This is a genomic window from Acinetobacter sp. WC-141 (assembly GCF_000313935.1).
Lineage (GTDB): Bacteria > Pseudomonadota > Gammaproteobacteria > Pseudomonadales > Moraxellaceae > Acinetobacter.
On record NZ_AMSS01000054.1, the window covers coordinates 58,206 to 71,358 of the forward strand.

General features: G+C 39.5%; 10 protein-coding genes. 5 read left to right on the plus strand and 5 right to left on the minus strand.

The window, feature by feature from the left end:
* Positions 1–3: 3 nt before the first annotated feature.
* The 4 genes from ACINWC141_RS11650 to gshA form a co-directional block, all read right to left on the minus strand.
* Positions 4–1,602 carry a glycoside hydrolase family 19 protein gene (locus ACINWC141_RS11650; RefSeq protein WP_009391365.1) on the minus strand — a complete coding sequence of 533 codons (1,599 nt, stop codon included), beginning with the start codon at positions 1,600–1,602 and terminating at the stop codon, positions 4–6.
* 3 nt (positions 1,603–1,605) lie between these two features.
* Entirely contained in the window at positions 1,606–4,482 is a 2,877-nt protein-coding gene (locus tag ACINWC141_RS11655; RefSeq protein WP_009391398.1) for a type VI secretion system Vgr family protein, read from the minus strand.
* Between the two features lie 158 nt (positions 4,483–4,640).
* Complete coding sequence (locus ACINWC141_RS11660; protein ID WP_009391350.1) at positions 4,641–5,162, minus strand: disulfide bond formation protein B; 522 nt, start codon at positions 5,160–5,162, stop codon at positions 4,641–4,643.
* Between the two features lie 16 nt (positions 5,163–5,178).
* Positions 5,179–6,756 carry a glutamate--cysteine ligase gene (gene gshA / locus ACINWC141_RS11665; protein WP_009391334.1) on the minus strand — a complete coding sequence of 526 codons (1,578 nt, stop codon included), beginning with the start codon at positions 6,754–6,756 and terminating at the stop codon, positions 5,179–5,181.
* Between the two features lie 168 nt (positions 6,757–6,924).
* Here gshA and ACINWC141_RS11670 point away from each other — a divergent pair, with 168 nt between their 5' ends.
* From ACINWC141_RS11670 to ACINWC141_RS11690, 5 genes are all read left to right on the plus strand, one after another.
* Positions 6,925–7,464: a DUF924 family protein gene (locus ACINWC141_RS11670; protein ID WP_009391373.1), complete on the plus strand. Its 540-nt coding sequence runs from the start codon at positions 6,925–6,927 to the stop codon at positions 7,462–7,464.
* A 61-nt stretch (positions 7,465–7,525) separates the two neighbouring features.
* Positions 7,526–8,089: a CC0125/CC1285 family lipoprotein gene (locus tag ACINWC141_RS11675; protein ID WP_009391362.1), complete on the plus strand. Its 564-nt coding sequence runs from the start codon at positions 7,526–7,528 to the stop codon at positions 8,087–8,089.
* Positions 8,090–8,102: 13 nt separating this feature from the next.
* Positions 8,103–9,413 carry a DUF445 domain-containing protein gene (locus tag ACINWC141_RS11680; RefSeq protein ID WP_009391380.1) on the plus strand — a complete coding sequence of 437 codons (1,311 nt, stop codon included), beginning with the start codon at positions 8,103–8,105 and terminating at the stop codon, positions 9,411–9,413.
* Positions 9,414–9,441: 28 nt separating this feature from the next.
* Positions 9,442–10,596 carry a pyridoxal phosphate-dependent aminotransferase gene (locus ACINWC141_RS11685; protein WP_009391379.1) on the plus strand — a complete coding sequence of 385 codons (1,155 nt, stop codon included), beginning with the start codon at positions 9,442–9,444 and terminating at the stop codon, positions 10,594–10,596.
* Between the two features lie 106 nt (positions 10,597–10,702).
* Positions 10,703–12,070: an MATE family efflux transporter gene (locus tag ACINWC141_RS11690; protein ID WP_009391384.1), complete on the plus strand. Its 1,368-nt coding sequence runs from the start codon at positions 10,703–10,705 to the stop codon at positions 12,068–12,070.
* Between the two features lie 56 nt (positions 12,071–12,126).
* Here the strand turns inward: ACINWC141_RS11690 and ACINWC141_RS11695 are convergent, their stop codons facing one another.
* Positions 12,127–12,960: an SDR family NAD(P)-dependent oxidoreductase gene (locus ACINWC141_RS11695; protein ID WP_009391374.1), complete on the minus strand. Its 834-nt coding sequence runs from the start codon at positions 12,958–12,960 to the stop codon at positions 12,127–12,129.
* Positions 12,961–13,153 lie beyond the last annotated feature (193 nt).

Below are 13,153 nucleotides of genomic sequence, written 5' to 3' on the forward strand. Positions count from 1 at the left end.
ATATTAAATAAAAATCTTTCTTGCCTGAACAAAATGTGCTCGTCGATCAGCATATGAATTTGTAGCTTCATTAATTACTTTTGTGATGGCATCTACCTGTTCTCCATTAGCACCCTTATCAGCAACATCATAAAGCTTAAATTTCAACCAGAATCTAATAGCAGATCTAACTGCATATTTTGGTTGTTCAATTAATTCAGGATTCTTTACAAAATCGACTTTCTCTCCAGGCCATATAGTTGAGTACATATTAGTTAAATCTTGATAATTATTCTTTCCTGTTAATTGTTTTAGTCCTCGGCCTAAATACTTCCAACCATCACCAGGAGAAGTATTACCTAATTTATATTTAGCGCTACGATAATTATCGTCGTACATGCGATTAGCAATTACTTCTCCATTTGCTGGTCCTTGGCCTTTTTTATATCCATCAATATCTGCTTGTTTATGATGAGTTCTATAATATCCAATTTGTTTCAATGCCGTTGGCCCCATATATTCCACTTGTTCTCTCAGTGAAAAAGAGCTACCAACTTCTTGCCTAACTTGAGCCATGAAATGGGCTTGCCTCAATCTAGTATCCAATTTATAGCCCGTTAAATCGCTATTTAATTCATCTAAAATTGGTTGAATTTTTGTAGCTGAAGCTTTTGGCCACATTTTTTTCATTTGGTCCATTGTAATTAATATATCAACTTTAACTTTCTTATTAATCTCTGGATTATTCTGTGCCGTACTGCCTTTTGTTATATCTACATCCAGATGGAACTCAACAGGGTTGTTTTTGACTCGTGTTGCCATATAGGTTTGTGTCTTTAAAGGCTTACCATCAGGCTTATATACCGTAAATTCTAGTTTCTGTCCTACCATGCTTTGTAATGGTAATTTTCCATTCGATATACTAAAAAGCTGTTTTTTACCATTCTCTACAACTAACATTTCTACATTAGTTTTTTCTACAATGTAGTCACTTCCATCTCGATCTAAAATTTTAATCGTAGATGCACTTTTAAATTTTTCATAAGGCTCATCTAATTTAATAAAAATTGGCTGAGAGACCCCATTACTTGAATTTATAGAACTTTTTAAAACAAATGTATCATTTGATGTTAATACTAAGATCTCTATGTCTCTATTAGGTGATGAGCGTACCTCTACTATGCCTTCATCATTTGTATATTTATCGGGTGAATTTCCTTTACCTTTTGGTCGTGATTGAATAGGAAAATTTTTCAAAACTTTTCCATTCACATCAAAAATTTTAAAAAAAGTACTAACAATTCCTTTAGTTGAGATAGATTGCTTTACTTTTTTATATTCATTAATTGTTTTTGGCAACTGGACTTTAATAGGATTTTTTACTGAGGAATGAATAGTAGAGTTTATCGTTTTAAATACTGTATAATCTTTTTGATTAGGAGGCTTTGCTAATATCTCAACAATTCTATTTGGTGAAGCCTGAAATACAAACAGACCGAGTTTATCAGTTGTTTGGCTATTAGCATTTAATGAATCTTTATATCTAGATTGTACATCTAAACCAATAATCCGACTTCCAGATTTATCATAAAACTTAGTAGTAATAGTAACTAATTTATTCATTAATTAAAATTCCTCTTCTGTATAGACATCATCGCTTTCTTCGTCATACAAAAGTTTTTCTTCTAAAAGCTCATCAATATTTTCACTATCAGGTATATTTTGCCTTAACTGAATATAATCCGAATTAAAAATCATTGCAGTAAAGTCTGCTTCTTCTGGTGTATAAAACCGTAATGAACTTAAATTATTATTCTTATCAAGCTCATTTTTATGAGTTTTAATAAGGCTATTGTTCTTTTTATTTATAATAAATAGTTCTTTTTTACCTTCCGAATTTATATTCCAATTATAATTAATTTTATTACTAAAAGGTGTTTTTATAGTAGGTAAGCTTATCTTTGGAACAACAATATTTGCGCCGCTCATAAATAAATGCTGACCTGCCTTAACCTCAAGCTTGCCCGCAGTTACAGGGAAAATACCTGAACTATTAATCTTGAGTTGTGAACCGTCCGCAGTGAGTATAATTTCTTTTGGGCTAGTTATTTCGATTCTATCTTCTGTTGAAATAATCTGTATCCCTTTTCGCGCAATGATATCTGTACCATCACTTTGTGCTTGTAACTCAATTTTGCCCTTACCCGCATACATTTTTGCTCCATCTTGAGCAGCAAAAAAACTTATCTTATTTTGGGCATGAACTATCAAATTCTTTTGAGTACTTAGGTTAATACTATCACCAGCAGTTTGGCTAATCTGTCCATCTGCACTCAGATGGATGTCTTCATTACTCGTAAGAGCCATACTATTTGGCGTACTTAACACCATAATCGCTTGTTTAAATGCAGCAGCTTTATCTTTGTCTTGCTGTTCAATCTGATCTAAAAAGGTTTTTAAATGATCAAGAACTTCCAACGGATCTGTTTGCTGATTTTTAGCAACTTCACTTAGAGCTTTGCTGTTGTTTAATCCGCCTTCAAGCTGCTGTTTGGATTCATTCGCATCAAGGTGAAGTCCTTGAGCTTGCTCTTGTGCATAGGTACTGATGAGCATACCTTTACCTGCACGCACAGCTCCCCAAGCATCTGTTCTAAGCTCAAAGCCTTCTCCACGACCTTGGCTCGTCGCTTGTTCTTTCGGATGGCTCAAATTACCTAAATTCAGTTGCGTCGTTGCATGACTACTTTGTAGTTGGGTACTAATTTGCCCAGTTGTGTCATCAAAGCGTAATTGGTTAAACCCGCTGCCATTAACTTCCTGACTGCGAATCCCGCTCAGTTTTTTAGTATCAGGAAGCTGTCCTTTTACATCGAATTTGGTTGGTGAACGCTGTGCCTCATGGATGCGTCCGGTCACAAATGGACGGTCAATATTGCCATCAAAGAAGTCAATGACAACCACTTCACCAATACGGGGTAAGAAGCGTGCTCCATAGCCTTCACCTGCCCAAGGAGTCAGTACATCAACCCAAGCCGAGTCCGTATCATTGTCATTACTACCTGCGCCACCATCATGGCCATGATCATCACTACGGGTAAATAGAAAGCGTACTTTGATACGCCCCCATTCATCTACATGAATGGTTTCTCCCTCTGGCCCCACGACTTTTGCTCGTTGTGGGTAGGCCATTGGTCGATGCAGTTCCGGATTATATTCAGGTGCAGTTTTAATTTGACGGCGTATTAAGGTCAGCTCATTACCTTGACGCTCAATATCATCATAACCATGTTGATCCCAACGGCTTTGAGTTAACAACTGGCTAACTTGCTGATGCAAATCTTTCGGTAGGTTATTTTGGTTATAGAAATTTTTAGCAATAATCAGGAACTCTTGGTCCACTCCTCCATGCTGATCAATTTCCGGATGTTCGCGTAGATTAAACCAATAGCCGACTTGGCTATCGCGGACACTACTATAGGCCTTAAAATATTTGGCCTGACTTGCATACATATCCGTAAATTGCTGATTTAATTTTTCTAACTGATTACTACTTGAAGCGGTAGCTTGATCTTCCCCTTTTAAATCTTGCATCCAAGCTGGGCTCATGTGCCATGCTTGTTCAAGGCTTAAACTCGCTGAATCAAATTGCTCTGAATGCATGTGTGTAGTGATAACTGAACCTACACCTTCTTCATGTGCCAGAGCATCAGGTTGCCAACGCTGCACGTGTACAGCAGTCGGCTGCAAAGTCCGCACCGCAACAAAACCTGTAATACTATCTTGATATTCTGTCGCACTACTTCTGTGATAGCGAATGCTACGACGTGCTAAAGCTTGGTACTGGCTATTGTCATCAATGAGTCTCAGTTTTTGAGGTTGTATTGGTGCAGTAAAATGAGGAACAAAAAGTTCTTTTTCATCAACCAGCCAACTAATGCCTTCACTTCGCCACAAACGCGTCAGAAAGTCATAGTCAGACTCATTGTGTTGCATAATAAATGGGCGAATATCATAACTCTGGCTTAGCCCACTAAGGTCAAGATTTAAACTTGTCGCAAAAAGCTGACTTTTTTCTTGCCACTCTTTAAATAAAATTTCCGTGACTTCAATAATACTTTTATTCATAAAAACACGACTATTACGGCGTTTGTGCCATAAATTTGTCGCATCTTTTAAAGTGAGTTTATAAAGCGTTAACGCACCGTCACTTTGGCCATAACATGCTTCTGTTATAATTCCCGTAGTTCGAAATAATTGTCCTGAATCAGTGACCTGATCGACAGCAACTTGTGCCCCTATAAACTGCTTGAGTGCAATTTGGGCACTCGTCGAAAGACAAATTAACTCAGCTTCAATTTCCCCATTTAGCTGATGTTGGCCTTCGATACGTTGCAAGAAAACTTGGTTATTGAGCAACTCATTAGAAAATTGCACGTGAATTGCGCGTTTCTGTGCACTTAACCCTATTTTTTCCAAAACATTAAAGATATTAAAAAGCATTTTTTATAATCATAAGGATATAAAACGGCTGCACTTTATAAAAAACAGACCTATCTGTCTACAAAATTATGCTTTATTTCTATCAATTTTTTTATATTTTCACTTATTCGAAAGTAACAAAAAAAGCCCAACATCAAGTTGGGCTTTTTTTAATCTGTTTAAACTCTTTTTTTAGCAGTTTTAAACACTGGATAAAAACGGAATAACTGCCATAAACAGACCAGTAATAGCAAAATGAAATAGACCAATGACCAAACTGGTAAAGATTGACCTAAAAAGGTCCAGTCAATTGCAGCGCACTCACCTGAGCCAGAAAGCACTTCTTGCAAAACTGCTTTCATAGGTAAAGCCTCAACTAAATAGTTTAAACCCGGTCCACAACTCGGTACTTGATCTGCTGGTAAATGCTGTATCCAAACATGACGACCTGCTACTCCGACTGACCATAAAATTGCGATGCCAGCCAAAAAAGCATAAAAGCGTTTAATCGCGTTGGAAACCGGGTTATGCAAAAATGCAATCAGTGCCACAAGGCCCATCGCCATTAAGCCAACACGTTGAAAAATACAGAGCGGACATGGCTCTAAACCTTTTACATGTTCCAGATACAACGCAAAAGACATGCCGACAATACTTGCCAAAACAAGTAGTCCACTCACCAAACGGTAACTTAATCGCATGTAAAACCTCGTTTTATTATCGATATTGTTCAAGATATTGGTCAAAACTGACCTGAGTATCTTGCTCAAGTTGTTCTTGCTGCTGTAAAGATTGTGCAGCCAATTGTTCAAAATGTTTCAAAGTTTCCACACTAAGCTCATGCTGCTCATAACTTTCAGCATGTAGCTGTGCCATGTGGCTACCAAAACTCCAAGTTCCACCATGCTTTAACGTATCGTCAATAACATGTGCAGACAAAGTCTCATCAACTTCATCAATTCGTGCTTGCATGATGGCTAATGCTAAACCATACAGCTCCGTTGCATAGGTCTGATCGAGTAACTGTGCACAATCTTGCATTTTTGCAATGTATAAACGTGCCCAATCTTCAATGTGATATGACCCTGTTAAATCGGTAATGGTTGCGTTCGGCGCTCGACCTCGGTTTACCACCTCGGTCTGATTTTTCTCAATCAAGTCTTGCTCAGGACCTAACAACTCTGGACTGTCACTTAGCAAACAATAAAGTGCTAACACTTCAAGAAAGCCTGCCGTCGTTTCATCAACGCCAATTGCCGAGTATGGATTTACATCAACAGCACGTAACTCAACATATCCCACTCCCCGATTTTTCAAGGCTTGAGACGGCGTTTCACCAGCTTGAGGCACCTGTTTTGGGCGTACAAGACTGTAATATTCATTCTCGATTTGCAAAACATGATCATTAATTTGCAACGGCTCACCAGCGGCATCATTTAACCCTAAACGGCTAAATGGTGGGTAAGGAGAATGAACGGCTTTTTGTAAACCATCCAGATAGCCAGTCAAATTGTTGTAATGAATACCTAAGCTTTTTTGAGCTGAGTTTTGATAACCTAATCGTCCCATGCGGAGTGCTGTAGCATACGGTAAATAGTATGAACCTTTGATTAAAGGCAACAACTGATGTTTATGTCCAATTAAGAAACAACGACATACCGTGGGGCTTGCACCCACTAAAAACATAACCAGTGGTGTTAAACGAATAAAATTACGAATAAGACCAAAATAACGATGGCTACGATAATCCTGCAAACTTAATGATTTTAATTGTTCGTTAGTTTCATGAGCCTGGAGCTCAGCAAAAAGTGTATCTGGAAAAGATAAGTTGTAATGTACCCCTGAAATCGTCTGCATACGACGACCATAACGAATTCCCAACCCACGGCGGTATAGTGTTTTAAAGCGACCAATATTAGAAGTGCCGTATTGTGCTAGGCGAATCCGTTCTTCATTGTCGTCTAACATACATGGCATCGAAAGCGGCCAGAGTTTTTCACCATTTTCTAAATGACGATGCACAACCGCATGAATATCGGTGAGCTCATTCAAAGCTTCACCAATGGTTGGCTTAGGTGAGGTAATAAACTCCATCAACGCTTCTGAATAATCAGTCGTAATTTGCGGATGTGTTAAAGCTGAACCTAATGCTTTTGGATGTAACTCTTGCGATAAGAACCCATTACTTTGCATACGTAGGCTTTCACGCTCTATTCCACGTAACATGCCTTGTAGTAGCGACGAATCCACCCAAGCAGGAATAACTGATTGAGAGGGTGTAGTGGGTTGACTCATGCATTTGCTCGCTTATTAAAGATCACTATATACAAAATCGTGAGATGATACGGCTATTTATATAAACACATCATTCCAGTTTGGCAATTTTTATCACAATCTTGTTATTTAAGACACGAAAGAATTGTGATTTTATTGAAGAATAATTGCTAAAGAGTTGTCAATATCATGAACGATCAAGACATTTTAAACTTCTGGTTTTCTCCTGAACACCGTTCACTTTGGTTTGCAAAAAGTGATGATTTTGACAAAAAAATTCGTGAAAATTTTTCTGACGTTCATCGACAGGCAACTCAAGCAGAACTGTGGTCTTGGCGAAAAACGGCTGAAGGCCGTCTGGCAGAGATTATTGTACTAGACCAGTTTTCTCGCAACATTTATCGTGATCAGCCCCAATCTTTTGCCTATGACAGCTTGGCATTAGCTTTGTCACAAGAAGCCATTAGCTTGCAATTAGATGCACAGCTTAATCCAGAGCAACGCTCTTTTTTATATATGCCGTTTATGCATAGTGAATCAAAATTGATCCATGAGTTTGCCTTGAAACTTTTTCAACGCCTCGGCAATGAAATTAATTTAAGTTTTGAGAAAAAGCATAAAGTCATTATCGATCGCTTTGGACGCTATCCGCATCGCAATGCCATTCTCGGACGTGTTTCCACGCCAGAGGAAACCGAATTTTTATTAGAACCGAACAGTAGTTTTTAAAACTTCTTCATTTTTAATGCTGAGTCATTTATTTTTTAAAATGCTCAGCTGGGAGTTCATCATGAAATATCTCTCTCTTTGTTTAGCCTTAGGCACTGCCTTAACTTTAACTGCTTGTGCAACGACTCTAAGTAAACCAAGAACCTTTGATCAGCTTGGCCAGTTTTCAGCATATCCTCTAAATGCCCAAACGTTCCGTATTAGTTTTCAAGCCGACCCTAATATGAGTTATGGCAGAGCTGAAGAAATTACTTTGGTGAAATCAGCTCAAACGACCATACAAAAAGGTTTCCGCTTTTTTAAAGTACAAAATGACCCAAGTAACCAGAGTCAGAAACCACCACGTCAAGCCGTGGTTTATCCATCTGCGCCAAGTTTTTACCCCTATGGTTACGGTCGTCGTTACCCTGGTTTCTGGCATGATCCGTTCTATGATTACCCACAAGTGGTCAATATCGACCCTGTTCAAGTGTCGTATACTATTGAATGTTATCGGGATCAAAAGCAGGCTCCTCAGGACGCTTTTGATGCAACCTTGATCTTGAAATCAATCGGACAAAAATATGGATTGAGTCCGACAGGAGAGCTGTTGCCACCGCCCGAGCCCTCAGTAAAACAAAAATGAATAGGATAAATTTATGAACATGGCAGAAGAAGTCCACCACGTGCCCAGTCTTAAACGTAGCAAATATTTTGCTACTCTAGCGCTTATTATTGTCGTTGTGCTGTGGATTGCACTGATGGTGGCTGATCGTTTTCTGCCAGAGTACACAGGTTTTATTCATATTTTAATGTTAGGGGCAGAAGCTGGTGTAGTCGGTGGTTTAGCCGACTGGTACGCGATTACCGTTCTGTTTCGGAACCCATTTGGTAAGTTACCCATTCCTAAGTTTTTACGCGACCATACCGAGATTATTCCGCGCAACAAAGCTCGCATTGCAGAGTCAATGGGACGTTTTGTACAAGAAAATTTTCTTTCGCCTCAAGTGGTCGAACGCAGCTTAGAAAAGACTGACTTAAGCCTCGCAATTGGTCAATGGTTGGCAAGCCCACAAAACAATACCCAAGTGGTGCAGCTCATTCAGCAAACCGTACCGAAAATTTTTGAGTTTGTTAGTCAAGATCAAATTGCCAATTTTGTGCAAAACAATAGTGTGCAGTGGGTGCGTAATACTGAAGTCAATAAACTCGCAAGTGAAATGCTACGCGCGGTACTGGAAAATGATTTCCACCAAGATGTTTTACAACGTGGACTTGATATCGCCCACGAGTGGGTGGTACAAAACCCAGATAAAACCCGTGAATTAACCCGAAAAATGTTTAAGGCGCTTGGCGTCTGGTCACTTGCAAAAGGCGCAAGCTGGATTGGTATCGATGTTCAACAACGCACCATCGACTCATTGGTTGAAAAAGTAGAATCGATGCTGGCAGACCCTGAACACCCATGGCGACAGGAAATTGAAACCATTGCCCACTCTCTCATGCTTGAGCTGGCAAAACCCGACAGTGTGGCTAGCCAACGTCTCAACAGCGGTAAAGATGCTCTTCTAGATAGTCCGCAAGTCTTAAATTTCATCAGTGGCGCTGTCACCATTTTGTGTGATGCCATTAAAGAAGATTTAATAAAAAAAGACTCTGGTATTGCGATGAACCTTCGGGCCGCTATTCAGCAATTGGGTGAAAACCTTGTTCAAAATGCCAAAGTACGCGAAGTATTGAATAAAGAAATGACAGGTCTTGCGCTGACTTTTACAGATCAATATAGCCATAAAATCATTCGATATGTCAGCGAGCGCATTCATGAATGGGATTCGCGCGAAATGATCGGGAAAATTGAAAACGAAGTCGGTGGCGACCTACATATGATCCGTGTGAACGGCGTTGTGGTCGGGGCATTTATTGGTTTAACACTCGGTGTCATTCGGGCTGTGATTGAATCAATTTTATAACTTTAAATATTTTTAATAAGAGAACAATATGCTACAGCTACAGTCAAAATTGACCACTCAAGGCGTGACTATTTTCAGTACTATGACGGCAATGGCACATCGATTAGGTGCTCTCAACCTGTCACAAGGCTTTCCAGATTTTCCGGCACCACAAGCCTTACTGGAAGCTTTATCACAGGCGACTTTAGCTGGGCATAATCAGTACCCACCCGGCGATGGTATTCTCGGTTTACGGGAACAGCTCGCTTTACAATTTCAGCAGCGTGACCAACTTCAACTTGACCCTGTAACGCAAATCACGATTACTCCCGGTGCAACCATAGCAATTTTCTGTGCCATACAAGCCTGCATCAATACAGGTGATGAAGTCATTATTTTTGACCCAAGTTATGACAGCTATGGCCCTTCTGTGCAGTTAGCAGGCGGCAAGGCAGTTCATATTGCCCTGCAAGCACCTGACTTTAAGGTGAACTGGCAACACGTTAAAGATTTGATTAATGACAAAACCCGTATGATTGTGGTGAATACGCCTCACAATCCAACTGGCACCATCTGGGAAAAACAAGATTGGTTAGAACTGATTGCCCTGATTCAAGATAAAAACATTGTGGTTTTATCCGATGAAGTCTATGAACACCTAGTCTTTGATGGTCAACAACACTTTAGTGCTTTGCATTTTCCAGAGCTCAGAGAGCGTAGTTTTGTAATTGGGTCTTTTGGAAAAACCTTCCATGTGACCGGTTGGAAAACAGGCTACTGTGTCGCTTCACCTGAGTTAATGCGTTTATTCCGCCAGATTTACCAATATGCAAATTTCTGTGGCACGACACCTTGTCAGATTGCTCTAGCGCAATATATGGAACAGCATCCAGAACATATTCAAGAGCTTTCGCAGTTTTACCAGACTAAGCGAGATCGTTTTAATCAGGCAATTCACAATAGCCGTTTTTTACTAAAACCATCTCAAGGTACTTATTTCCAAAATCTTGATTACAGTCAAATTAGACCCGACCTAAATGATGTAGAAATGTGCCAGTTTCTTGCCGAGCAACATAAAATTGTGGCTATTCCTGTTTCGGTGTTTTACCAGCAAGCGCCGGAGTCTTTACGCCTGATTCGTTTCTGCTTTGCTAAAAATGATGAAACTCTGCAAAAAGCAGGAGAAATTCTGAATCAATGTTAATAAATTTAGCTACTTAGCACAGTAAAAACACTACAAGTCATTTGCTCCAACTATGCTAAGTTAGATATCTGCCCCGCTCATCAAAGAGATGGGCGATGGAGAACACATGCCACCAAGACAGTCTTTAATTCATCAGCAAAATTTATGGAAAACATTTTTTGTTTTCTTGCTGCCTCTGATTGCAACCAATATTTTGCAGAACTTGTCGGGAACCATTAATACCATCTTTGTTGGTCAAATGATGGGAGTTGATGCGATTGCCGCCGTCTCGGTTTTTTTCCCTATTTTATTTTTGCTCCTCGCTTTTATTATCGGGATTTCAACGGGTACGACTGTTTTAGTAGGGCAAGCATGGGGCGCGCAAAATATAGAGAAAGTCCAAAGTGTGGTCGGTTCTACCCTGTTTATGACATTGATTGGGGGAGTAATTACCGCGATTATTGGTGTGTTTTTTGCCCATGATATTTTAGAGTTATTAGGTACGGATCCAAAGGTGATGCATCTCTCTTTGCCTTATGTGCAATGGATGCTGGCGGGTAGCCCGCTTCTATTTGTCTATATTATTTACACTTCAATTTTACGTGGTGTGGGTGACAGTACAACCCCATTAATTGCCCTTGCTTTAACCAGTGTGATTGGTTTGGTGATTACCCCAATATTACTTAAAGGTTATTTTGGCTTACCGGCTCTTGGGATTATTGCTCCAGCAATCGCAACGATCACAGGTTATGTGGCTATTTTGATTTTTCTCGCGATTTATCTAAACAAGAAAAATCATCCGCTTCGACCAAATCGGCAGCTTTTGCAACATATCCGTCACAATCCAGAACTGAGCAAAATCATTTTGCGCTTAGGCGTTCCAACCGGCATTCAAATGATTACGACCTCAATGGCTGGCTTGGTTATTGTTGGGTTAGTTAACCATTACGGTTCGCATGCGACAGCAGCGTATGGTGCGGTGAATCAGGTGCTCAATTACATCCAATTCCCTGCTTTATCAATCTCAATTGCAGCTTCAATTTTTGCCGCACAAGCGATTGGTGCTGGCAAATCAGATCTGTTAGCACGAGTAACCCGCACAGCTTTGGGAATGAACTTCTTATTTACAGGTGCCTTAATTGCACTTGGCTATCTATTTTCTAAATATTTAATGGCTTTGTTTATTACCGACCCAACTGTGGTGGTGTTAGGGCAGCAACTTTTATTTATTGTACTTTGGGCAATTTTATTCTTTGGTGCAGGTGCCATTTTTGCATCCATCATGCGTGCCAGTGGAACTGTTACCGTTCCAATGCTGTTAAACATCTCTGCTATTTTATTTATTGAAATTCCATGTGCTTACTGGTTTAGTTCAATATGGGGGCTTAAAGGAATCTGGGTTGCTTATGCCTTAGCATTTGTCAGTTTATGTATTATTCAAGGCTTGTATTACCAATTTATCTGGAAGAAAAAGAAGATCAAAGTTCTTATTTAGAACTAACTAAACCTCATAAAAAAAGCCATCATTTGATGGCTTTTTTACTTTAAAAATTATTTCATTAACTTGGTCACAATCGTAGAAGCACGTTGATATCCTGTTGGGAATAAACGCTGGAAAGCATCAAGAATTTTTGCGTCACTGCCAATCAATAAACGGCGTTTATTTTTCAATACTGCTTGTAAAATTTGACGAGCTGCCTCTTCAGGTGGAGTACGTAGTAACTTGTCAAAGTTTTGGATCGATTTTGTTGGGTCCATACCCAAACTATTCAGGCTATCGCTCATTTTTGCAGATTTAGCAATATTGGTGCGAATGCCGCCCGGATGAACACACAAAGAGCTTACGCCACTTTTTTCAATATCTAACTCTTGGCGTAATGATTCGGTAAAACCACGTACAGCAAATTTAGTCGCATTATACCCAGATTGAGTCGGTTGAGCAGTCAGACCAAATAGGCTCGAGATGTTAATAATATGGCCATCTTGAGTTTGCTTAATGAAAGGTAAAAACTCTTTAGTTCCGTACACGACACCCCAGAAATTAATCCCAACAATCCACTCTAAATCTTCGTAGGTCGCACCTTCAACAGTTGAACCTAACGCAACGCCAGCATTGTTAAAAATCAGGTTAACCGAGCCATGATCTTGAACTGTTTCTTGTGCCCATTGCTTTACTGCTTCACGGTCAGAAACATCAAGTTTTTTAGTGGTAACAGTAATATCGCTATACGGTTTTAAAAGCTCAACGGTTTGCGCTAATCCCTTTTCATTAATATCGCTTAATGAAAGATGACAGCCCTGTTTTGCCAAAAGAATTGCTAACTGTTGTCCAATGCCCGAACCCGCGCCCGTAATTGCAGCGACTTTGTTTTTAAAATTTTTCATTGTCCATCCTTTGTTTTTCGAAATTTGCACAGTCGGTTCATTGCATGTGCAATTCAGACCTCTTCAATATAATTTTGACAATATCCATTGTCAATATAGTACACTGTAATTTCAGATAGAATGGCACAATTCTGCTGAGAGCTTTATCATAGTAAGCATATTTGGGCAAAACCTATAAATTAGGAAAGCATTC